We start from the raw sequence: 21857 nt of genomic DNA on the forward strand, positions 1-21857 counted from the left end.
TGGGCCGCGTCAGCGCGGCCCCTGCAGAAGGGCACGGGCAACGGCCTCGTTGGTCACGAGCCGGTTTACATATCCGCCCCGTAGAATCGCCCTGATGATCGGGATCTTGCTCGTTCCGCCCGAAACCAGGATCGAGACCGGCTTCAGCTTCAGCTTGTCCGGCGGCAATGCGATGATCGAATCGTTGAGGAAATGGTCGATCGGCCGTCCCTGCGCATCGAGAAAGCAGCCGAGAAACTCACCGACCGCGCCCAGTTTCAGCACCGAATCCAGATGGTCCTTCACCACCCGGATATGTGTGAGCGATGTGTCCTCCGCGACCGGCCCGCAGGAAACGAGACCGATATCGGCAATCTCCGTGCGGGCCAGCACGTCGGTCAACTCGTCGTTCAAAAGCACGGCATTGCGGCTTTCCGGGTTGGCGCAGTAGATCGGCGCGGTCAGATAGTGACATTCAACGCCGAGCGCCCGGGCAAACGCAGTTGCTACCTCGAACGTGTTGGTGCCGGAGCCTCGCGTCACGCCGCCCGTCAGCCCGACAACCCAGCTTTCCGGCTTCGGCCGGGCGCGAAGCGTCCGCACTGCAAAACTCAACGTGCGGCCCGATCCGATTCCGACACCCATGTCGTGTTCATGAATGAGCAGGCTTGCCATGCCGCCGGCCGCTTCGCCGATCACCCGTTTCTGTTCAACGAAATCATCGAGATCCGGCACCACCACGGCTTCCGTCAGGCCATAACGTGCCGAAACCTTGGTGGCCAATTCGACGCAGTCGGTCAGGGGCAGTGTCACACTTACCTGCACACTGCCGGATTCCCGCACGGAGCCGATGATCTTGTTCACCTTCAGCCGGGTGATATTCATCCGCTGGGCGATTTCCTGCTGGGTCTGCCCGCCGATGAAATAGAACCAGGCGACGCGCGCGCGCTCCAGTTCGTCGTCGAAAGGTTCCCATTCCTCGGCCATACCCACTCCCCATGCAAACATCCCGCGAGAAAGGGGACATTGTTCAATCTCTTGGAAATAAACGAGACCGGTGTATTGAGCCAGCGTGATTGTGCTCCCGTCGTTCGCGGAGCGAACATTTTACGGCTGCATGTCCACCGGCGGCGCGCTAGACGCTGCTCAGCAGCAGGCTCGTCTCGCTGTTGGCAACACCGTCGATCATTCTGACTTCGCGCAGCACATGGTCGAACTCCGAGAGGTTGGCGGTGCGGATATTGGCGACGAGATCCCAATTGCCGTTGGTCGTATGCAACATATGGATTGCCGACAAACCGCGCAGCTTGCGAATGACCTGGGTGGTCGATTTGCCTACCACCTCGATCATCATCACCGCGTGCACCGCATTTTCATCATAGTCTTCCCGCACGCGTATGGTGAAACCGGCAAGCGTACCGGTTTCGATGAGCCGGTCGAGCCGGCTCTGCACGGTTCCCCGCGATACGTTCAGCGCATCGGCCAGTTTCGACAGTGGCGCACGTCCGTCCGCGCGCAGATGCGCAATAAGGCGGCGGTCCAGGTCATCCGGTGAATATTTTGCGAGATTCCGGTCTGCCATGATCGCCCCCATCGTTTTGTACAGTAGTACTGTACAATTTCATCAGATGGACAGCAAATTTAGTGCGATAATGCAATTTTGATCAGCATCATTCGCAACTATCCTCATGTCAGTCGGTCGCAACCTGTTGAGGAGAGCTGTCATGTTCAACGCCGAACCATCCGTGAAGGCATTGGTGCCCTTCGTCAGTGTCCACAACATGATGCGACTCGTCCACCATATCGGTATCGAGACCGTGCTGTCCGAGTTGACCGATGCGATCGAGGCGGATTTCCGGCGCTGGCCAATGTTCGACAAGACGCCCCGGATCGCCAGCCATTCGCGCGACGGCGTCATCGAGTTGATGCCGACATCCGACGGGGTCGTCTATGGCTTCAAATACGTCAACGGTCACCCCAAGAACACGGCGGAGGGGCTGCAGACCGTCACCGCTTTCGGCCTCCTTGCCGACGTGGCGACCGGATATCCCGTGCTTTTGACAGAAATGACGCTTCTGACCGCATTGCGGACGGCTGCAACCTCGGCAATGGCCGCGCGATATCTGGCACCGGCCGGCGCGCGCTGTATGGCCATGATCGGCAATGGTGCGCAGGCGGAGTTCCAGGCGCTGGCCATGAAAGCGGTCTGCGGTATCGACAGCGTGCGGCTTTACGACATCGATCCGCAGGCGACGGAAAAGACCCGCCGGAATCTCGAAGGGTCCGGACTGACGGTCGTTGCCTGCACGTCCGGGGAAGCCGCGATCGAGGGCGCCGGCATCGTGACGACCTGTACGGCTGACAAGCAGTTCGCCACGATCCTCACCGACAACATGATCGGCACCGGCGTGCACATCAACGCCATCGGCGGCGACTGCCCGGGCAAGACGGAATTGCACCGCGATATCCTGCGCCGTGCCGATACGTTCGTCGAATTTCCGCCGCAGACCCGGATCGAAGGCGAGATACAGCAGATGGAGGCAGACTACCCCGTGATCGAACTCTGGCGCGTGGTGAACGGCGAGGTTCCAGGCCGGCGGGATGCGCGGCAGGTGACGCTGTTCGACAGCGTCGGTTTCGCCATCGAGGACTTCTCGGCCCTTCGCTATGTCCGCGATTGGGTGGCCGGAACCGACTTCCAGCAGAGCCTGGATATGATCGCAGATCCGGACGATCCTCGCGATTTGTTCGGCATGCTGCAACGTGCGCACTGATACGCCAGGAGTTTGCCAATCATGACCCGACGACCAACCTTCTCCGTCCAGGCTCCTGCCGCCGTCGTCATGGTGCGGCCGTATCATTTCACGGTCAACACCGAAACGGCCGTGGACAACCGGTTTCAGGCTACGGACAATTCCGGGACCGATTTCGCCCCCTTGGCCTACGCCGAAATCACCCGCGCTGCCGAAACGCTGAGACAGCATGGGGTCGATGTCCATCTCTTCGAGGATACCGGCACGGACACGCCCGATTCCGTCTTTCCGAACAACTGGTTTTCGACTCATGCCGGCGGGCACGTGGCAATCTATCCCATGAAGGCCCCCAATCGCCGTCGCGAGCGCCGCGCCGATGTCATCGACATGCTGAAGAGCCGCTACCGTGTTCAGGAAGTGATCGACTATTCTGGTCTGGAGCCGGACGGGCTGTTCCTGGAGGGGACCGGAGCCATGGTGCTCGATCATATCGATCGGGTGGCCTATGCGGTCAGGTCCGACCGGACGGATCCGATCGCGCTTGAGCGCTTCTGCACGCAGTTCAACTTCGAGCCGATGGCTTTTGCCGCGGAGGACGAGAACGGTGTCGCGGTCTATCACACCAACGTGCTGATGTGTATCGCGACCGATTTCGCCATGATTGGACTGGACATGATCTCGAATGCTGCACGGCGCCGTGAGATTGTCGATCGCATCGAACGATCCGGCCGGGATGTCGTGGCTTTGAGCCACGCGCAGATCGCGAGTTTCGCCGGAAATGCCATCGAATTGCAGGGTAGGGAGGGCCGCATCCTGGCGCTGTCCACCACCGCCTTTGCCGCGTTGACGAAGGATCAGATCGCCAAGATCAGTGAAAGCGCAACGCCGGTTGCGCTCGACATCCCGACCATCGAGCGGGCCGGTGGCTCGGTCCGCTGCACGCTGGCGGGCATTCACCTGGCACCGCGCTCGTGAGCGCGGCATCCCACCGGGCAAATGCATGCCGCGGTTCCCATTTCAAGGCTGATAGCCAAATTCAAAGGTGCTCGGCGTAGGCAAGAACCGCGCCCAATAGGGTCTGCGCCCCGGCTCCGCACTGATCGACAGTGCTGCTTTCGAGCGGGTTATGGCTGAGGCCATCCTTGCACGGCACAAAGATCATCGCCGTCGGAGCAATCCTGGAGATGTAGACGGAGTCGTGTCCGGCGCCCGAGATGATTTCCATGGCGGAAAAACCTGCATCGGCCGCACTTTTGGAGACGGCGGCAACACATCCGGGATCGAAATTGACGGCAGGGCTGTGCCAGATGCGTTCGCAGGTGATGGCGGAAACCGCTGCGCCGGTGGCTTCGATCAAGTGCTGCGTTGCAGCCTCCATGTGATCGAGAGCACTGTCGTCATGGTGGCGAAGATCGATCGTCATGTGAAGGTGTCCGGCAACAACATTGCGCGATGCATTTGTGACGTTCAGATCGCCCACCGTTGCAAGGCCGAGAAATTCCCCGGCAATCGTCTCGACACCGAGAATGAGCCGGGCGGCAGCGGTCATGGCATCCTGCCGCATCTGCATCGGCGTTGTACCGGCATGGGCTTCGCGGCCCTTGATGGTCACATCGTACCAGCGCATGCCCTGAACGCCGGTCACGATGCCGATATCCGTGTCAGCCTGCTCGAGAACAGGCCCCTGCTCGATATGCAACTCGAACATGGCCGCAAATTTCGTGGCACCCGCCTTCACCGTTCCACGATAGGAAATCCCGTCGAGAGCGTTGCCGAAACGTGCGCCATCACTGGCAAGCCGGCCGTCCGCGTAGGCCCGGTCGAAGACGCCGGCATGAACACCGGAGCCCAGCATGGCGGGCGAAAACCGTGCGCCTTCCTCGTTCGTCCAGTTGACAAGCAGCAGAGGCCGGCGTGTCGTGTAGCCGGCATCCGTCAGCGTTTGGAAGATCTCCAGCCCAGCCAGGACTCCAAGAATTCCGTCGAACTTGCCGCCCGTCGGCTGGGTGTCGAGATGGCTGCCGATGGCGATCGGCAGGGCTGAGGCATCCGTACCGGCGCGAAGGGCAAACATGTTGCCGACCTCATCGATGGTGACGGTACATCCCAGTTTTTCACAGCGGTTTTTAAACCAGTCGCGGACTTGGCGGTCTTCTTCCGTCAGCGTCAGACGGCGGATACCGCCGTCTGAGGTGCCGCCGATTGCGGCGGTTTCCATCAATGTGTTCCAGAGACGCGTTGCGTCGATGCGCAGATTATCCATTTATCAAGAAACCGCTTTCGATGATCAGAGGGCGACGCCCACGGATTTTACTTCCGTGTAGAGCAGAATTGCCTCGTATCCCTGTTCACGCCCCCAGCCGGATTGGTTGAAACCGCCGAAGGGCAGGGCAGGATCGATCACATGGTGGGTGTTGACGCCGATCGTCCCGGCTTTCAGCTTCTTCGCAACCTTGTGGGCGCGGCTGAGGTCACGGGTGAAGACGCTGGCGGCCAATCCGTAGATGGAATTGTTGGCCTCACGCACGATGGCATCGATGCCGTCATCATCGAAGGTCGCGACAACGAGAACCGGCCCGAAGATTTCTTCGCGGACAACGGACATGTCCGGCGTGGTTTCCGTCAGGATGGTCGGTTCCAGGAAATAGCCCTGTTCGCCGACGCGCTTGCCGCCATGAAACAGGTGTGCCCCATCGGCGAGACCCGCCGCAACATAGTCGGTCACACGCTCGAACTGCTCCTGTGAGACTAGCGGCCCGATCTGCGTCGAGGGGTCTAGGCCGACGCCGACCGTCATTTTGGCGGCAAAATCCTTCAATCCGTCGAGAATGACAGGAGCGATATCCTTGTGCACATACAGGCGTGTCCCGGCGGTGCAGGTCTGGCCCATATTGTAGAAGATGCCATAGGCCACGGCGGGAATGGCAACGGCCGGATCGGCATCCGCAAAGACGATCATCGGCGATTTGCCGCCCAGTTCCAGCGAAACCTTCTTCAGGTTGCCCTTGGCCGCGTCGAGGATCTTCTTGCCCACCTCGGTCGAGCCGGTGAATGCCACCTTGTCGACATCGGGATGCGCCGCGAGTGCCGCCCCTGCCGTTTCGCCATAGCCGGTAACGACGTTGAAAACGCCGGCAGGAAAACCGGCTTGCTCAACCAGTTCGGCCAGGCGCAGTGCCGTCAGCGGCGTCTGTTCAGCCGGTTTCAGAATGATAGTGCAGCCGGCAGCCAGCGCCGGAGCCACTTTCCACACCGCCATCATCAGTGAAAAGTTCCACGGCACGATCTGGCCGCATACGCCAACCGGTTCGCGCAACGTATAGGCATGGTAGGGAGCGGCTGAAGAGGCGAGGGGGATCGTCTGGCCGCAGATCTTCGTGCTCCAGCCGGCCATGTAGCGCAGCAGTTCATAGGAGAAGGCGACATCGCCGAGGCGGGCATCCGTGACCGGCTTGCCATTGTCGAGAGCTTCCAGTTCGGCCAGTTCGTCGGCGTGCTTTTCGACGAGATCGCCGAGCCGCCAGACGAGTTTGCCGCGTTCGGAAGGCGTCATCGTTGCCCAAGGGCCGTCATCGAAGGCCTTTCGTGCTGCAGCGACGGCGAGATCGATATCCGCAGCGGTCCCTTCCGGTACCCGGTCGAACACCATCCCGGTCGCCGGGTCTATGACGTCGAATGTCTTTCCGCTTGCGGCCGGCAGCCAGGCGCCGCCGATATAGAGCTTCTTTTCCTTGGCCACGAAACGGGTAGCGTCATCACCAAGCCGCTTGAGTGTTACGGGTGCATTCACGGGAATTCTCCTCTGTCTGGTTTCGGGCGGGATCAGGCTTTTGCCGAGACTTCCTGGCAGCTCACCAGCGTCACCTCGCCATCGAGGATGGGCTTGGCAATGCCGAAGAACCGGGCGACCACTTCGGAATTGTTGTGCCGGTCCATCGCTGCCTGGTCCGCAAAGCGCTCATAGGTAGTGAACAGGCACGGATCGGTCTGGTCTTGCGAGATGAAGAAGCCGAGCGTCTCCGGCTCGTTGGCACGAACGTGGTCGGCCACTTCCAGCAAAGCTTGGCACATGGTCTGCTCGTAGCCCTTCCGGACACGGATGATGGCGGTGATGGTGAGCATGGTAACCTCTCTTCGATGAGCTTTTCTGATGGGATCACGCGGGCAGGTATTCGCCGGCGATATCGGCGTCGTGCAGTGTCTTCGGGTCGATTTCTCCGGAGAGGCGGCCGCGCCGGATGACGAGGACACGGGTGGCAAGGTCGCTGATGAAATCGAGATTCTGCTCCACCAGCAGCACGGCGACGCCGCGCCCTTTCGACAGGGCCTTGAGCGTGTCTTTCATCTCCTCGATGATCGAGGGCTGGATACCTTCCGTGGGTTCGTCGAGCAGGATCAGCTTCGGCTCGCCGCAAAGGCAGCGGGCGAGCGCCAGGATCTGCTGCTCGCCGCCCGACAGCACGCCACCGGCTCGCGTCAGGATCGGCTTCAGGCGCGGAAGTTCCTCGATCACCTGCTCGATCACGGCGCGGGCGTCGGTACGGGTCTTGCCGGCGGCGCCGACGCGCAGATTGTCCATGACGCTGAGCGCGGGAAAGATCTGCCGGCCCTGCGGCACATAGCCGAGCCCCGCCCTGGCACGCGCGGCCGGTGAGATCTGGGTAATGTCCCGTCCGGCGAAGGTCAGGCTTCCTTCCGTGGGCGGAATATGTCCCATCAAGGTTTTCAGCAGCGTCGATTTTCCCATGCCGTTGTGGCCGAGAATGCCGACGAATTCCCCCTCGTTGATGACAAAGTCGATGCCGAACAGAATGGGGATGCGACCGTAGCCCGAACGCAGGCCGGAGGTTTTGAGGAGCTCAAGCGACATGTTTCTTCCCCAGATAGACATCCCGGACCGTTTGATTGCGCAGGATATTTTCGACCTGATCTTCCACGAGAATTTTCCCCTGGTGAAAGACCGTGATCTGATCGGCGATCATGCGGATGAACTGCATGTCGTGCTCGACCACCACCACTGTATGGCTGCGATTGACCTCACGGATAATGGCGCCCAGACGCTCCACCTCGGCGCTCGTCATGCCCGCTGCCGGTTCGTCCAGCAAAATGAGTTCCGGATCGCTGGCAACGACCATCGCAAGCTCGACCAGCTGGCGTTGCCCATGGGCCATGCGCCCGAGAGTGCCGTTGCGCAGGTCGGTGATGCCGACACGCTCCAGAACTTCGGCGATCTTCGATGTGCGCTGCCGGCGATCCCTGATCGAACGCAGGGAAAGCCAGATATTTTCTTCGACGGTCAATCCATCGAAAAGGCTCGGGACCTGGGTCTTGATGCCGATACCGGCCCGGGCGATCTCGTGCCGTTCCTTGCCGGCGATATTGCGGCCGCGAAATTCGATGGTGCCGTAGGTCGGCTTCTGGGTGCCGGTCAGGCAGCGGAAGAAGGTGGTCTTGCCCGCGCCGTTCGGTCCGATCAGGCAGCGCAACTCGCCTTTGCGGAGGCGGAAATCGATCCCGTCCAGTGCCTTGACGCCGCCGAAATGCATCGCAACGCCTTCAGCCTTGAGGAGGTAATCCGTCATGACAGCTGCTCCTTTTTAGTCGGTGCCAGATCGCCGCCGGCTTGGCCGCGCCGGGAACGAAGCTGCTGTGCCAAGCCGGTCAGTGCCGGCAGAATGCCGCTGGGTACGAACACGACGAAGACGATGAGAATGATACCGAGAACGATATTGGGATCGACCAGGCCGAACTTGCCGAGAAAAACGGTCACGATCTGCAGGAGGATGCAGGCGGCCACTGGTCCCATTAATGTTCCAAGCCCGCCAACGACGACCCAGATCAGCACCTGCGCTGCCGTCGACAGGCTGAACATGGTTGGGCTGACGAACACCACATTGGCAAACAGCATACCGGCAAGTCCGGCAATTGCGGCCGAAATGCAGAAGATGGAAAGCTTGAGCCGGCGGGCGTTGTAGCCAAGCAATTCGGCACGGACTTCGTTTTCGCGAACGGCGATGACGGCACGCCCGAACCGGGTGGCAATCAGCACCTTGCACAGAATATAGACACCAAACAGAAGCATCACGGCGAAACCGAACATCTGCGCCGGACTGAGCGGTATGCCGGTGAGCGGCATCTTGAGGAGCGGCGTGTTCGGGATGCCGTTGAAACCACCGAGACGGGCCGATCCGATCCGCCAGGCATCACCGCCGGTGCTATTGACCAGCTTGAAGAGGATGAGCGTCGCGGTGAGGGTGATGACGCCGAGATAGACGTCGCTCAGCCGCCCGTAGAAGAGGAAATAGCCGAGCAAGGCTGCGAAGATTGCGGGCACGAGAATGGCTGCGAAGGCCGCGATCGTCGTGTCGCCAAGGTTGAGCGCGACAACGGCATAGGCATAGGCACCGAGGCCAAAGAAGGCCGACTGGCCGAAGCACAGCACGCCGCCATATCCCCACAGAAGAGCGAGGCTGAGGGCGAAAATGGCCATGGACACATAGAGCGTTGCGTTGATGACCGTGTAGAGCGGTGCAGCCTGCGGAAAGATCGCCAGTGCAGCAAGCGCAGCCGCGCCGGCAAGCCCGATGTGGACGGCGAAGGGAGACCGGAAGACGAGAGATTGGCTCATGGAGCACCCTTGAAAATGCGGCCGGTGATGCCGGTCGGCAGCAGCCGGAGGAAGATGGTGGCTGCGAGAAGCAAGGCTACATCGCCGATAACCGGCGTGGTGAGGAAGGTCGAAACCGTGTTGACGCTGCCCAGCAGCGCAGCGCTGGTCGCTGTGCCGACCACGACACTTGCACCGCCGGTAATCACGGTGATGAAGGCCTTGGCCACATAGGCAACGCCCATCGTCGGCACCACCCCGGACAATGGCGCCAGCAACCCGCCGGCGAGCCCGCTCAATCCCGCCCCAACGGCGAAGGTGACGGCATAGACCCGCGACGGTTCGATGCCGAGCGATGAAGCCATTTCGCGGTTCTGCATGGTAGCCCGGGCGATCAATCCCACCGGCGTGAAACGCAGGACAGCATATCCGCCGGCAAAGACCGCGGATGCCACGCCTGCCAGCACGAAATCATAGCCGCCCAGGTTGTAGTCACCGACGGTGAAACTGCCGACCGGGGCGGCGATGCCGACGACGCGGTTGCCGAAGAAGGTTGTCGCCAGTCCGATGAGCAGCAGGCTGAGCCCCCAGCTCGCCAGCATCGTATCGACCATGCGGCCGTAGAGACGGCGCATGATCAGCCTTTCGACGGCAACACCGAGCAACGCCACCGACAGCGGCGCAACCACGAGCATGGCGACCCAGATGTTGACCCCGGCCTGGACGCTGAAGATCGCGGCGAAACCGCCGAGCATGATGAATTCGCCATGCGCCAGATTGATCACCCGCATCATGCCGAAGATGACGGCAAGACCGATGCTGATCAGCGCAAGGTTGCCTACCGTTCCAACGATCTGGAACAGAACGACGAGAAAATAATCCACTGGAATGATCCTGAAATAGGATGGCGGAGGCCGTTCGACCGGAATGATGAAAAGGGCATGCGGATGGAAAACCATCGCGCATTCTTTCTCACCCCGCCCTGATTGGCGACGCTCCGCATCCGTTGCATGCAAGCGATCGCTTATTCGATGACGTATTGCTGGTTGTCGTTGGGATTGGCGATGAGGTCGCAAACCGCAGCCGTGTCGGCCGGCGGCTGGTTCTTGTAGCTTTCGAGGATCTCGAAGCTATGGTTTTTGACCTTGGCGATGTGGACGTCGGTTGCGCAATGGTGCGTCTTCGGGTCGACCGTTGACGGGCCGCCCGGACCTTCGACTGTCGATCCGCTTTCGATGGCTTCGATCACGGCCATCCGGTCGAGGGAATTTGCCTTGCGGACACCATTGGCCCAATGATTGATGGCATTGTAGGTGGCGGATGCATGTTCGGTCACATAAGGGGCGCTGTCGCCGAACTTGGCATGGTAGCGCTTCACGAAGGCTTCGTTCTGCGGTGTCTTGATTTCCTGGAAATAGCCGAAGGCGGAGATGACGCCGTCGGATTCCGCAGGGGTCAGGACGATATGCTCGTTGCCGCCGCCGAAGGATGTGGAGACGATCGGAATGCGGTTGGCCATGCCGGCCGCCGCCCATTGCCGGAAGAACGACATATGATTGCCGCCAACGAGAAGGGTGTAGATGACATCCGGCTTTTCGCGCTGGATCTTCTGGATCGCGGCGCTGAAATCGGTGACGTCGAGCGGGAAGAATTCCGCCGCGATGACGGAACCGCCGGACTGCTCGGTATAGTCCTTCACCCATTTCGCGGAGATCTGGCCATAATTGTAGTCGGCGGCGAGCACATAGACCTTCTTGCCGAAGTTCTTGACGGCGAAGGGCATCAGCTTGCCGATGGTCTGCGCGGGGGTCGAGCCGGTCAGGAAGGTATTTCTGTCGCAGACGCCGCCCTCGTAAAGCGGTGAATAGAAATAGAGCGTCTGATAGCGGCTGAGGATCGGGCGGATGGCTTCGCGCGAGGCGCTGGTGATCCCGCCGAAGACGGCGGATGCCTGCTGGCTGGTCGCGGCTTCGGTGGCGAATTGCGTGTAGAGCTGGATATTGGATTGCGGATCATATTTCTGTACGGCGACTTCACGGCCAAGCAGGCCGCCGGCGGCGTTCAATTCCGAAATTGCCAGATCGAGGCAGGCGTCGATCGGCTGACCGTAGATTTCCAGCCCGCCGGAGAGATCGTAGATGCTGGCAATGCTGATTTTGTCAGCCGCCTGGACGCGCTTCACCCAAGGTGCGGTCAGCGCCATTGCGGTTCCACCCAGAAAAAGACGTCTGCTGATGTTCATGTCGTTCACCCCTTTGTTTGTTTTTTACTGTTCCACCGGGCATGCGTTCTCCCGCCCCGAAGGGCCGTCGCCCACCGGAACTGTCTCCATGAAAAGGAGCATCAGAGTTTTTCGCGAGAAATCGCGTTGCCTACTTTTATTTATATATTCAATATTTTCTTTTTCAACTAATTTCTACTGAGCATGAATATGTGCCGCACCTGGAGGGCCGCGCCGCTCAATGCAGCTGTAAAAGTGATTTTGGAACAGGGGTTTAGCCGAATCTCTGCAAGACTTCGAACTGGGCGCCGTCTGCTCGGGCGAGAAAAGTAGGGCCGCAGGCCACGCCATTTCTGACGGTGGTCACGCCGCGGGCGCTGCTGAAACTCAGCCCTTCCATTGCGCCCGCGAGATCCGCGAGCCAAAAGGTTCCGGCGCGTGCGGCCAGCGCTCCCAGGAATTGAAGGGCCTCGTAGCATGCCTCGCTCAGCACGCCCTGGACAGGTGCCGTTATGCCGAACGCGTCACGGTAACGCTTGAGAAAACGCAGGTTTTCCGGGGTCTGCAGCGCGCTGAAATAGCCGGCTGCGCAATAGAGATTTTCGGTATTCTCCTCGCCGATGGCCAGCAGCGTATTCTCCTCGATGGCGCCGGAAAAGCGCAGGATCCGGCCGGCCAGACCGCGCTCAGCGAATGTCCTGTTGAAGGGAATGCATTCGGACCCGACCAGGGATTGAAAGACGACGTCGGGATTGGCTTGCTCGATCATATCGACGAGATGGCCAGTCTCTTCCTGTCCGATGCCGACATATTCCTCACCGACGATCTCGCCGCCATTCTCTTCGACAAAGCGCTTCATCCAACGGTGAGACGCGCGCGGCCAGACATAGTCGTTGCCGATCAGGAACCAGCGCTTTGCCTTCAGGGTTTCCATCATCCAGCGTGCCGGGCCGGAAAACTGGCGCTCCGGTACTTCGCCGATGGCAAACACATCGCTGCCTTCGATGCCCCCCTCATACAGCGGAGCGAACACATAGGGAATCCGGCCTGAAAACTCACGGCTGAGCGCGAGACGCACGGAGGAAAGGTGCACGCCGACAAGCACATTGGCGCCGTCTTTCTCCACCAGTTGGCGTGCACGTTCAACGACCGCTTCGGGGCTGCCGCCCGCGTCTGCCGCCAGAAGCTCGATCTGCCGTCCGAGAATCCCGCCGCGCTCGTTCAATTCGGCTGCGGCCAGCACCGCGCTATATTGGCAGGAGGGTCCCCATATGGCATCAGCGCCCTGGAATGGTACCAGCAAGCCTATCCGCAATGTCTTCTCGGACCGGCGTCGAAAGATATCGGGCTCAAACGGGTTGCGAAATGCCCGTCCGGCTTGGTGATTTCGGGGGCGAACGCGGCTTGTATCTCCGCGCGCCCAGGACGGTTGCCCAACGGTATCTATGGTGCGATGATGAGCCACGTCATCTCTCCGATCGGCTGATATTCGACGCTCCTCCGCCATCGCATCGCCATTTTCAGCACGTCGCCTCAAAAAATGACATTGAACAACTGCCGACCCTTCCCGATACGATAGAAGCACTATATATATAGTTTCCGATTAAACAATTCCCGATTCAATAAACATGTCCGAACGCTCTCTCAACGACCATCTTTCGCACCTTCTCGCGCAGGCTAACCGGCATTTGAGCCGTCAGCTCACGGCAGAGGGCGTGTCTCTGGATCAGTGGCGCCTGATGAAGGCGCTCTCGGAGGCGGGCGGCATGACGATGGGGAAGCTGGCGGAAGAATTGGCGCTCAATCACCCGACACTGACCAAGCTTGTCGATCGCATGGTCCAGGACGCGCTTGTCTACCGTGTCCCCGATCCGAATGACCGCCGCAAAGTGCGGATGTTCCTGTCGGACAAGGGGTCGGCTTTGCTTGCCTCGCAGAACAAGCGGGTTCAGGATCACGAGATGAAGGTCGAGGACAACTACGGCAATGAGGATGCACAGCGCCTCAAGGATATGCTTGAGGTTTTTATCAAGCAGATCAGCTGATTAGCCGTCTCTCAGCATTCCAACCCTACGAAATTCACGTCTTGGATCGATCATCCGCCACTGGGTACGCTTGACCCCGGCATGGGGCAGATTGAGGATGTCGGCGGCTTGACGAGGACGCTGACGCGACGGACAGGCTCTATGCAGCCTTCGTCCGGAACATTCTCATGACGCCGACGAACAGGAACGGCACGAAGAAAACGCCAAGCAAGGTCGCCGCCAGCATGCCGCCCATCACGCCGATACCGATCGCATTCTGCGCCGCCGATCCGGCGCCGCTGGCGACGGCCAGCGGAAGGACGCCCAGTACGAAGGCGAGCGATGTCATGATGATCGGCCGCAACCGCAGCCGTGCGGCTTCCAGAACGGCGTCGAGGAGCGGCTGTCCTTTTTCATGAAGGTCCTTGGCGAATTCCACGATCAGAATCGCGTTCTTCGCCGTCAGCCCGATCGTCGTCAGCAGGCCGACCTTGAAATAGACGTCGTTCGACTGACCGAACACGGACGCTGCCAGGAGCGCGCCGAAGACGCCGACGGGGACCGCAAGAATGATTGACAGCGGGATGGTCCAGCTTTCATAAAGCGCCGCAAGGCAGAGAAAGACGACAATCATCGAAGCGATATAAAGAAGCGTCGCCTGCGATCCCGCCAGCTGTTCCTGATAGGACAGACCTGACCAGGAAGACTTGTAGCCACCCGGCAATGCGCTCACCAGTGCTGCCATGTCGTTCATCGCGTTGCCCGAACTTGCTCCGGGCGCGGCCGATCCGTCCATGGCGATTGCCGCGGTGCCGTTGAACCGCGCCAGCGAAGGGGAGCCCTCCGTCCATTCCGTCGTCGCGAAGGCCGAAAACGGCACCATCTCGCCGGCGGTGTTCCTCGCATACCAGCGATTGATGTCGTCAGGCTGCATCCGGAAGGGGGCGTCGGCCTGAACGTAGACCGGCTTGATATCGCCGTTGTGGATGAAGTCGTTGACGTTGGTGCCGGAAAAGGCGGTGGTGATCAGCGCATTGGCGGCCGCAAGATCGACGCCGAGCGCACCTGCCTTTTCCTGGTTGATATTGATCTTCAGCTGGCTTTCCAGCGTCCTGGTATTGCCGCGCACATTGGAGATCGTCGCGCTTTTTGCAGCATCCGTCGCCAGCTGGTTGCTGGCTGCGATCAGCGCCGTGCGTCCCTTGTTGCCGCTGTCTTCCAGATACATCGAAAAGCCGCTGGACTGGCCGAGCCCCTGAATGGCCGGCGGGGAGAGAGCGAAAATTTCAGCATCGCGGATCTGGCGGAAGTAGGCGGAGGCGCGTTGGGCGACGGCCGAAGCCGAAAGCCGGCTGTCGGTACGCTGGTCGAAATCCTTCAGCCGAACGAAGCCCATGGCGGCGTTCTCGCCGCTGCCGCCAAAACCGAAGCCGAGCGTCATGAACACACTTTGGACCGCGTCCTTTTCCTGTTCGAGATAGTAGTTCTGCACGAGATCGATGACGGCCTGTGTCCGCGCGGCATTGGCACCGGCCGGAAGCGTGATCTGTGTCATCAGAACGCCCTGATCTTCCTCAGGAAGAAAGGATGTCGGCAGCCTGGAGTACAGCGCGTATGCACCGACAAGCAACAGAACGAAAAGGAGAACGACGCGCACAGGCCGGCGAATGATGCCGCCCACCGAGCCGACATAACCGTTCGTCAGCCGGTCGAAACCACGATTGAACCAGCCAAACCACCGCGTCAGCTTGCTGTCATGGGAAGGCTTGAGCATCAGCGCGCAGAGCGCCGGTGTCAGGACGATCGCAACCAGGACCGAAAGCAGCATCGCACTTGCGATGGTAACGGAAAACTGCCGGTAGATCACACCGACGGAACCGGAGAAAAACGCCATGGGAATGAAGACGGCCGTCAGTACCAGGGCGATCCCCACCAGCGCGCCGGTGATCTCGCCCATGGATTTCTCCGTCGCCTCCCGCGCCGACAGGCCTTCCTGTGTCATGACGCGTTCGACATTTTCGACAACGACGATAGCATCGTCCACCAGCAGGCCGATGGCGAGCACCATGGCAAACATCGTCAGCATGTTGATGGAATATCCCAGCGCCGCAAGGATACCGAACGTACCCATCAGCACGACCGGCACCGCGATCATCGGAATGAGCGTGGCACGGAAATTCTGCAGGAAGAGCAGCAGCACGACAAAGACCAGAATGATCGCCTCGATCAGCGTTTCCACGACCTTTTCGATGGAAAGCTCCACGAAAGGCGTCGTTTCATAGGAATAGGCAATCTCGACACCCGGCGGCAGCGAGGTCTTCAACCGATCGAGTTCCGCATGCACGCCGTCCGCCGTGGTAATGGCATTGGCGCCGCTGGCAAGCTGCACGCCGAAACCGGCTGATGGCTTGCCGTTATAGGTCGAGCTTTGGCCATAGGTTTCCAGCCCAAGCTCGACACGGCCCACGTCCTGAAGCCGCACGGTAGAGCCGTCCGTCGTGGTTTTCAGGATGATCCGGCTGAATTCGTCGGCCGATGTGAGCTGCGTCTGCGCGACGATGGTCGCTTTCAGCTGCTGACCGGGAACGACCGGCGTCGAGCCGATCGAGCCTGCCGAAACCTGGACGTTCTGCGAGCCGATCGCCGCCGTTACGTCGCTGGGAACGAGCTGGTATTTCTGCATCTTGATCGGATCCAGCCAGATGCGCATGGCATAGCCCGAACCGAAGGACTGAAGCGAGCCGACGCCCTCGACCCGCTCGATACGATCCTCGATGGTGCTGGCGACGATATCCGACAATTCCGACGAGGTGTATTTTCCATCGGCGGAGACAATGTTGCCGACCATCAGGATGCCCGACGGTGCGCGGGAAACGTTGACGCCCTGATCCTGCACGGCATCGGGCAATTGCGACTCGACGCGGGCAAGCTTGTTCTGCACTTCCACCTGCGCCAGTTCCGGATCGGTCGTGTTACTGAACGTCAGCGAGACGGACGCCGAACCGGTGCTGGATGTCGATTCCATGTAGAGGAGGCCGTCAAGCCCGGTCATCGCGCTCTCGATTTTTGTCGTGACCGAGTTTTCCACGGCTTCCGCTGTTGCCCCGGTATAGGTGGCGGTGATTCTGACGGTCACGGGCGCGATATCGGGATATTGCGAAATGGACAGCGAATAGATGCCGATCACACCGGCGAGAAGCGTGGCGATAGCCAGAACGATTGCAAAGATCGGCCGGGCGATGAAGAAGCTGGCAAGCGCGTTGCGCGCACCTGGGGAAACGGGCGGCGTGTTTTCTATATCGGTGCTCACTTGGCGATCTCCTGCTGGATCACGCCATTCTCATCGATGGTCACCGCCACCGGCTTGACGGTAGTCCCCTCGGAGATTTTCTGAAGACCGTCGACGATCAGCTGTTCACCGTCCTTCAGTCCGCCGGTGACAAGCCAGTTGTTTCCGATCGAGCCGCTCGTCGTCAGCACGCGCGTCTCGGCCTTTCCGTCCGCTGATACGAAAAAGGCGGTCGCCTCGCCTGCCGAATTGCGGGTAACGGCGCGCTGTGGCACCAGAAATGCCCCTGGTGTCTGGCCGATATCGACAACGGCCTCAACGAACATGCCCGGCAGGAGAATGCGCTCGGGATTGGGAAATGATGCCCGCAATGAAAACGTACCGGTGGTCTCGCTCACCACCACATCGGCAAGGCCAATCGTCCCGTCCTTTCCGTAAGCTTGGCCGTTTTCCAGCGTCAGCGCCACCGTTGGTGGCCCCTCCACAGTGCGGCCCAGCGTTCCGGCCTCCACCTGATTGCGGATGTTGAGCAGATTGGCGCTGCTATCGACGAGATCGACATGGATCGGATCGAGCTGGCGAATGGTCACCAGCGCATCGGTTTGGTTGGCCGTGACCAGCGCTCCGACGGTGATGACGGATTTCCCGGCTATGCCGGCGATCGGCGCGCGGATGGTCGTGTTGTCGAGGTTGATGGTCGCGGTCTCGACATCGGCCTTGGCGGATTCGACATCGGCCTGCGCCTGAAGCTGGGCGGTCTCGGCGTCCTGAATGGTTTGTGCACTGACGGCGTTGTTGGCCGCAAGCGCCCGGTTGCGCTGCAGAGTGTCGCTCGCCCCCTTTGCCGAGGCTTCCGCCTTCTGAAGCGCTGCCTGGGCGGAATCGACGGCGGCCTTGAACTTTCGCGCATCCAGCTCGTAGAGCGCGTCGCCTTCGGCAACCATGCCGCCCTCCTTGAAGACGACCTTGCGCACGATGCCGTCCACTTGGGGGCGGATCTCCGCCGTTGCCAAGGCGACCACCCGGCCGGGCAGGTTGATCGAACGTGGCACTGCCTGGCTCTTCAGGGAAACGATGCCCACCTCCACGCCGGCATCGGTTGCCGGTGGCGCATTGCTGCCAGCACCGCTCTGGCTCTCGCCGCATCCAGCCATGACCAGAAGCAGCAACAGCAGAGGCATACGAAACGCTGGACGGGTCATCGAAGAAATCCTTGCATCGGAGTTTGCAGGTCGCCTGCCGACGACATCTCGTCCTCGGATCGCGTCCGGCAAGTGCCGCATTTACAAAACTCATGATTACCAATATTATTTTCCAGATGCCGTTGTCAACGCGGGAAGCCACTCGAATGCCAAGATCACTTTCCCGGTCTTCAAATTTCAGCGATGACGCAGCGTCGCACCCGTCAGTCCCGCGGCCCCGCGGCAGGCCGAAGGTGATGTCCGATACGACACAGGCCGAGCACATTCGTGGCACGGCTAGAGCTCTGTTTATCGAGCAGGGCTATGGCGGCACCACGATGAGCCATGTCGCTGCGCGCTGCAAAATCTCCAAGCGGACGCTTTACCGCCATTTTCCCGGCAAGACAGAATTGCTCGCAGCGGTCATCGATCTGCATCGCACCAGCATGCTGGCCCTGCCGGGCGATTATGACGAACTGCCGCTGACGGAAGCCCTCGAGAAGATCTTTCTGATCGATATCGATGCTGAGGCGGATGCCGAGCGGACCGCTTTCCTGAAGCTGGCCATGGTCGAGTCGGTGCGCGACCCACAGGTCGGTGAACTGATGCACCGTCTGGGTGCCGACAGATCGAGAATGCTGCTGGCCGAATGGTTGGATGCGCAGCAACAGAAAGGCCGCCTTCAGGTCGACGACACCTCCAGTGCTGCCGGCATCCTCATGGATATGATTTTCGGTGCCGTCGTAACAAAGACCGGTAACGGCCCTGAATGGCCGGGCGCGGATGCACGGCGGCTCTATCTGCGCCGCTGCATTCACATTTTTGTTCATGGCGTCGGGTGAAAGCAATGGCGACCCATCTGGCTCGATAGTCAATGCCACCCTCAGAATGTGGCTCTGTTCGCCCGTTGCCATGTCTGGACGGCCCCGTGCGAGCCGATCGTGCTTGCCCGGACGTGGCTCGGCCTGCTGATCCGTCATTCTTTTGCCGGACTGGCAGTTGACAACAGCCGCTATCGTCGGCTAGCTATCAACTAGTAATGGTATAACGTTAAAGATTGATGGCATGAAGCTTGATTTCGACCCGTTCCGCACTTCCGTCATGGCGCGCTCATTCATGGTCCGGGTTTCGGCTATTGGCTTGCTGCTTGTTGCCTTGTGGGTTGCGATCGCCTGGGCGGTCGCGTTGCCATGAGACAGGCCGCGGTGCGATTGCACGATGTCTCCATCGCTTATGACCGGGCATTTGCCGTCCAGGGCGTCAGCGGATCGTTCGAGCCGGGAAGCCTGACAGCGATCGCCGGGCCGAACGGGGCAGGGAAATCGACCTTGCTGAAAGCCGTCATGGGCGAGCTTTCGCTATCCTCGGGAAGCATTGAAGGCGGAACGTCCAAAGACGCCAGGTTCGGCTATCTGCCGCAGGCGGCAGAGATCGATCGCCACTTTCCTCTCACTGTCGCCGATACCGTCATGCTGGGAATGTGGGGTCAGACCGGCGCCTTCGGCGGTGTGTCGCGGGAGGCGGCGCGCAAGGGAAGGGATGCGCTGCAATCGGTCGGGCTGGAGGGGCTGGAACGCCGCCATATCGGCACCCTTTCTGCCGGCCAGTTCCAGCGCGTGCTGTTTGCCCGCCTTCTGCTTCAGGACGCGGAGATCATCATGCTGGACGAGCCGTTCACAGCTATCGACGCCGCGACGACGCGTGATCTGCTTGATATCGTCAAGCACTGGCACGGTGCGGGACGCACCGTCATCGCCGTTCTGCATGACTTCGATCAGATCCGCGCCCATTTCCCGCAGACACTCCTGATGGCCCGCCGTCCGATCTGCTGGGGCTCGACGGAGGCAGCGTTGACGCCGGAGAACCTGCTTCGGGCGAAGACGATGGCGGAGAGCCTCCATGGCCACCCGCTGGATGAGGGGTTTGCAGCATGAACGTTTATGCGGCCATCATCCACCCGTTCGTCGAATATGGCTTCATGCGGCGCGCCCTGATCGCCTGCGTTGCGCTGGGCATCGGATCGGGACCGATCGGCGTGCTGCTGATGCTGCGCCGCATGAGCCTTGTCGGCGATGCGATGAGCCACGCGGTCCTTCCGGGGGCGGCCATCGGCTTCCTGATCGCGGGCGGGCTTTCTCTTCCCGCCATGGGGCTCGGCGGTATCGTCGCGGGCCTGATCGTCGCTCTGCTGTCCGGATTGGTCAGCCGCACGACGGTCCTGAAGGAAGATGCAAGCTTCGCGAGCTTCTATCTGGCCTCCCTGGCGCTCGGGGTGCTGGTCGTGTCGCTGCGCGGCTCCAACATCGACCTGCTTCACGTGCTGTTCGGCACCATTCTCGCCATCGATGCGACCGCACTCTATTTCGTCGGCGCGATCACCTCGTTCACGGTCGTGACGCTTGCCATCGTCTACCGGCCTTTGATCGTCGAATGCTTCGATCCCGGATTTCTGCGCTCGGTGCGCGGCGGCGGCGCGATCTACCATGTCCTCTTTCTGTTTCTGGTCGTTCTCAATCTGGTTGCGGGCTTTCAAGCCCTGGGGACGCTAATGGCGGTCGGCCTCATGATGCTGCCCGCATCGATTGCCCAGCTCTGGGCGCGGACGCTGCCGGTCATGATGCTCATCGCCGCCGGCGTGGCTGCGGCTTCGGGCCTTCTCGGGCTGATCATTTCCTATCATTTCGGATTGGCATCGGGGCCGACGATCATCCTGGTCGCCGCCGCCGCCTATTGCCTTTCGCTGCTCTTCTGCCCTTCCGGTGCAGTCCGGCGTCTTTTCCCAGCCCGCATCTGAACGATGCAAAACATAAGGAGTGCCCGATGGCACAATTACGGAAGTTGATCCTTGTCGGAACGGCGATGATCTCGCTGCTGGCATCAGCGCCGCTCGCTGCGGCGAAACCCCTCGAGGTCGTCGCAAGCTTCACGGTGCTTGCCGACGTCGTCCATGAAATCGGCGGCACCCATGTCAACGTCAGGAGCCTGGTCGGCCCCAACGGCGATCCACACGAATTCGAGCCGTCTCCGGACGATGCCAAGGCCCTGAAAGAGGCGGACGTGGTGTTCGTCAGCGGTGAAGGTCTGGAAGGATGGATGGACCGGCTCATCACAGCATCCGGATATACGGGAAAGCCGGCCGTCGCCTCCGAGGGGATCAAGACCCGCGAGATGGAAGAGGACGGCAAAACGGTGACCGATCCTCACGTCTGGAACAGCCCGGTCAATGTCATGCTGTGGGTCAAAAACATCGAAAAGGCGCTGTCGGCGGCCGATCCGCAGGACGCCCCGCATTTCCACGCCAATGCCGAAAAATATATCGCCGAGCTGAAAAAGCTCGACGCCTATGCGCATGCCAAACTTGACGCGGTACCCGACGACAAGCGCAAGGTTCTGACGAGCCACGACGCGTTCGGATATTTCGGCCGGGAATACAAAGTCAAGTTCCTCTCGCCGGTCGGCCTGTCCACCGAGACGGAAGCCTCTGCCGCAGACGTTGCCAAGCTCATCGACCAGATCAAGGCCGAAGGGGTCAAGGTTTACTTCATCGAGAATTCGAACGATCCCAAGCTCGTCAACCAGATCGCCACGGCGACCGGTGCCAAGCCCGGCGGCGAGCTCTATGTGGAATCTCTGTCCACCAAAGACGGGCCGGCTTCTTCGTATCTCAAGATGTTCCGTTATAACGTTGATCGGGTGGTGACGGCATTCGGCAAATAAAAACAGGACAGGGCGGCAGGATTTGCCGCCCTGTCTTCGTTCGCAGACAGATCTGCAGTTTCGCCAGCCAAGAGCTGCATGGCGGC

General features: G+C 60.5%; 21 protein-coding genes. 8 read left to right on the top strand and 13 right to left on the bottom strand.

Annotation, left to right across the window (positions count from 1 at the left end):
* Positions 1-9: 9 nt before the first annotated feature.
* Together ADU59_RS13170 and ADU59_RS13175 are read right to left on the bottom strand one after the other, a co-directional pair.
* Complete coding sequence (locus ADU59_RS13170) at positions 10-966, bottom strand: sugar-binding transcriptional regulator (protein ID WP_068954592.1); 957 nt, start codon at positions 964-966, stop codon at positions 10-12.
* A 148-nt stretch (positions 967-1114) separates the two neighbouring features.
* Positions 1115-1561: an Lrp/AsnC family transcriptional regulator gene (locus ADU59_RS13175; RefSeq protein WP_068954889.1), complete on the bottom strand. Its 447-nt coding sequence runs from the start codon at positions 1559-1561 to the stop codon at positions 1115-1117.
* Positions 1562-1703: 142 nt separating this feature from the next.
* Here ADU59_RS13175 and ADU59_RS13180 point away from each other — a divergent pair, with 142 nt between their 5' ends.
* Positions 1704-2753, top strand: coding sequence for an ornithine cyclodeaminase (locus tag ADU59_RS13180; protein WP_068954593.1), 1050 nt, complete (start codon positions 1704-1706; stop codon positions 2751-2753).
* A gap of 21 nt (positions 2754-2774) precedes the next feature.
* Complete coding sequence (ctlX, locus tag ADU59_RS13185; RefSeq protein ID WP_068954594.1) at positions 2775-3707, top strand: citrulline utilization hydrolase CtlX; 933 nt, start codon at positions 2775-2777, stop codon at positions 3705-3707.
* A 61-nt stretch (positions 3708-3768) separates the two neighbouring features.
* On the opposite strand, the gene ADU59_RS13190 is transcribed toward ctlX, so the two are convergent.
* The 9 genes from ADU59_RS13190 to ADU59_RS13230 form a co-directional block, all read right to left on the bottom strand.
* On the bottom strand, positions 3769-4995 hold the full coding sequence (locus ADU59_RS13190; protein ID WP_068954595.1) for a M20 family metallo-hydrolase: 1227 nt from the start codon (positions 4993-4995) through the stop codon (positions 3769-3771).
* 24 nt (positions 4996-5019) lie between these two features.
* Positions 5020-6522 carry an aldehyde dehydrogenase family protein gene (locus ADU59_RS13195; protein WP_068954596.1) on the bottom strand — a complete coding sequence of 501 codons (1503 nt, stop codon included), beginning with the start codon at positions 6520-6522 and terminating at the stop codon, positions 5020-5022.
* A gap of 32 nt (positions 6523-6554) precedes the next feature.
* A complete protein-coding gene (locus ADU59_RS13200) occupies positions 6555-6854 on the bottom strand; it encodes a putative quinol monooxygenase (protein ID WP_068954597.1) in 300 nt (99 codons plus the stop codon).
* Positions 6855-6888: 34 nt separating this feature from the next.
* On the bottom strand, positions 6889-7602 hold the full coding sequence (locus ADU59_RS13205) for an ABC transporter ATP-binding protein (protein WP_068954598.1): 714 nt from the start codon (positions 7600-7602) through the stop codon (positions 6889-6891).
* Positions 7592-8314 carry an ABC transporter ATP-binding protein gene (locus ADU59_RS13210; protein ID WP_068954599.1) on the bottom strand — a complete coding sequence of 241 codons (723 nt, stop codon included), beginning with the start codon at positions 8312-8314 and terminating at the stop codon, positions 7592-7594. Before ADU59_RS13210 ends, ADU59_RS13205 begins: the two co-directional genes overlap by 11 nt.
* Positions 8311-9360, bottom strand: coding sequence for an ABC transporter permease subunit (locus ADU59_RS13215; protein ID WP_068954600.1), 1050 nt, complete (start codon positions 9358-9360; stop codon positions 8311-8313). Before ADU59_RS13215 ends, ADU59_RS13210 begins: the two co-directional genes overlap by 4 nt.
* Positions 9357-10223: an ABC transporter permease subunit gene (locus tag ADU59_RS13220; protein ID WP_068954890.1), complete on the bottom strand. Its 867-nt coding sequence runs from the start codon at positions 10221-10223 to the stop codon at positions 9357-9359. The genes ADU59_RS13215 and ADU59_RS13220 overlap by 4 nt, the downstream gene beginning before the upstream one ends.
* Positions 10224-10363: 140 nt before the next feature.
* Complete coding sequence (locus ADU59_RS13225) at positions 10364-11581, bottom strand: urea ABC transporter substrate-binding protein (RefSeq protein ID WP_068954601.1); 1218 nt, start codon at positions 11579-11581, stop codon at positions 10364-10366.
* Between the two features lie 253 nt (positions 11582-11834).
* Positions 11835-13067 carry a substrate-binding domain-containing protein gene (locus ADU59_RS13230; RefSeq protein ID WP_083198252.1) on the bottom strand — a complete coding sequence of 411 codons (1233 nt, stop codon included), beginning with the start codon at positions 13065-13067 and terminating at the stop codon, positions 11835-11837.
* A 121-nt stretch (positions 13068-13188) separates the two neighbouring features.
* Here ADU59_RS13230 and ADU59_RS13235 point away from each other — a divergent pair, with 121 nt between their 5' ends.
* On the top strand, positions 13189-13605 hold the full coding sequence (locus ADU59_RS13235) for a MarR family winged helix-turn-helix transcriptional regulator (RefSeq protein ID WP_068954602.1): 417 nt from the start codon (positions 13189-13191) through the stop codon (positions 13603-13605).
* A 139-nt stretch (positions 13606-13744) separates the two neighbouring features.
* Here ADU59_RS13235 and ADU59_RS13240 read toward each other — a convergent pair whose 3' ends face one another.
* Both ADU59_RS13240 and ADU59_RS13245 read right to left on the bottom strand, forming a co-directional pair.
* Positions 13745-16894 carry an efflux RND transporter permease subunit gene (locus ADU59_RS13240; protein ID WP_274534646.1) on the bottom strand — a complete coding sequence of 1050 codons (3150 nt, stop codon included), beginning with the start codon at positions 16892-16894 and terminating at the stop codon, positions 13745-13747.
* Positions 16891-18075, bottom strand: coding sequence for an efflux RND transporter periplasmic adaptor subunit (locus tag ADU59_RS13245; protein WP_158515721.1), 1185 nt, complete (start codon positions 18073-18075; stop codon positions 16891-16893). Before ADU59_RS13245 ends, ADU59_RS13240 begins: the two co-directional genes overlap by 4 nt.
* Before the next feature lie 11 nt (positions 18076-18086).
* Between ADU59_RS13245 and ADU59_RS13250 the strand changes: the two genes are divergently transcribed.
* The 5 genes from ADU59_RS13250 (at position 18087) to ADU59_RS13265 (ending at position 21771) form a co-directional block, all read left to right on the top strand.
* Complete coding sequence (locus ADU59_RS13250) at positions 18087-18896, top strand: TetR/AcrR family transcriptional regulator (protein WP_244506424.1); 810 nt, start codon at positions 18087-18089, stop codon at positions 18894-18896.
* 223 nt (positions 18897-19119) lie between these two features.
* Positions 19120-19248, top strand: coding sequence for a hypothetical protein (locus ADU59_RS31315; RefSeq protein WP_274534647.1), 129 nt, complete (start codon positions 19120-19122; stop codon positions 19246-19248).
* Positions 19245-19988 (top strand): metal ABC transporter ATP-binding protein, encoded by a 744-nt coding sequence (locus tag ADU59_RS13255; RefSeq protein ID WP_068954605.1) that lies wholly within the window; start codon positions 19245-19247, stop codon positions 19986-19988. The genes ADU59_RS31315 and ADU59_RS13255 overlap by 4 nt, the downstream gene beginning before the upstream one ends.
* Positions 19985-20848 (top strand): metal ABC transporter permease, encoded by an 864-nt coding sequence (locus tag ADU59_RS13260; RefSeq protein ID WP_068954606.1) that lies wholly within the window; start codon positions 19985-19987, stop codon positions 20846-20848. Before ADU59_RS13255 ends, ADU59_RS13260 begins: the two co-directional genes overlap by 4 nt.
* Positions 20849-20874: 26 nt before the next feature.
* Positions 20875-21771, top strand: coding sequence for a metal ABC transporter substrate-binding protein (locus ADU59_RS13265; RefSeq protein WP_068954607.1), 897 nt, complete (start codon positions 20875-20877; stop codon positions 21769-21771).
* The last annotated feature ends 86 nt before the right edge of the window (positions 21772-21857 follow it).

The organism is Pararhizobium polonicum, assembly GCF_001687365.1.
GTDB classification, from domain to species: Bacteria; Pseudomonadota; Alphaproteobacteria; order Rhizobiales; family Rhizobiaceae; genus Pararhizobium; species Pararhizobium polonicum.

Excerpts from the sequence above, each read along its gene's own strand:
- ADU59_RS13200 (WP_068954597.1), bottom strand. The coding sequence starts at position 6,854 with ATGCTCACCATCACCGCCATCATCCGTGTCCGGAAGGGCTACGAGCAG.
- ADU59_RS13230 (WP_083198252.1), bottom strand. The coding sequence starts at position 13,067 with ATGGCGGAGGAGCGTCGAATATCAGCCGATCGGAGAGATGACGTGGCT.
- ADU59_RS13265 (WP_068954607.1), top strand. The coding sequence starts at position 20,875 with ATGGCACAATTACGGAAGTTGATCCTTGTCGGAACGGCGATGATCTCG.
- ADU59_RS13260 (WP_068954606.1), top strand. The coding sequence starts at position 19,985 with ATGAACGTTTATGCGGCCATCATCCACCCGTTCGTCGAATATGGCTTC.
- ADU59_RS13245 (WP_158515721.1), bottom strand. The coding sequence starts at position 18,075 with ATGACCCGTCCAGCGTTTCGTATGCCTCTGCTGTTGCTGCTTCTGGTC.
- ADU59_RS13235 (WP_068954602.1), top strand. The coding sequence starts at position 13,189 with ATGTCCGAACGCTCTCTCAACGACCATCTTTCGCACCTTCTCGCGCAG.
- ADU59_RS13175 (WP_068954889.1), bottom strand. The coding sequence starts at position 1,561 with ATGGCAGACCGGAATCTCGCAAAATATTCACCGGATGACCTGGACCGC.
- ADU59_RS13225 (WP_068954601.1), bottom strand. The coding sequence starts at position 11,581 with ATGAACATCAGCAGACGTCTTTTTCTGGGTGGAACCGCAATGGCGCTG.
- ADU59_RS13190 (WP_068954595.1), bottom strand. The coding sequence starts at position 4,995 with ATGGATAATCTGCGCATCGACGCAACGCGTCTCTGGAACACATTGATG.
- ADU59_RS13255 (WP_068954605.1), top strand. The coding sequence starts at position 19,245 with ATGAGACAGGCCGCGGTGCGATTGCACGATGTCTCCATCGCTTATGAC.
- ADU59_RS13180 (WP_068954593.1), top strand. The coding sequence starts at position 1,704 with ATGTTCAACGCCGAACCATCCGTGAAGGCATTGGTGCCCTTCGTCAGT.
- ADU59_RS13205 (WP_068954598.1), bottom strand. The coding sequence starts at position 7,602 with ATGTCGCTTGAGCTCCTCAAAACCTCCGGCCTGCGTTCGGGCTACGGT.
- ADU59_RS13170 (WP_068954592.1), bottom strand. The coding sequence starts at position 966 with ATGGCCGAGGAATGGGAACCTTTCGACGACGAACTGGAGCGCGCGCGC.
- ctlX (WP_068954594.1), top strand. The coding sequence starts at position 2,775 with ATGACCCGACGACCAACCTTCTCCGTCCAGGCTCCTGCCGCCGTCGTC.
- ADU59_RS13210 (WP_068954599.1), bottom strand. The coding sequence starts at position 8,314 with ATGACGGATTACCTCCTCAAGGCTGAAGGCGTTGCGATGCATTTCGGC.
- ADU59_RS13215 (WP_068954600.1), bottom strand. The coding sequence starts at position 9,360 with ATGAGCCAATCTCTCGTCTTCCGGTCTCCCTTCGCCGTCCACATCGGG.
- ADU59_RS31315 (WP_274534647.1), top strand. The coding sequence starts at position 19,120 with ATGAAGCTTGATTTCGACCCGTTCCGCACTTCCGTCATGGCGCGCTCA.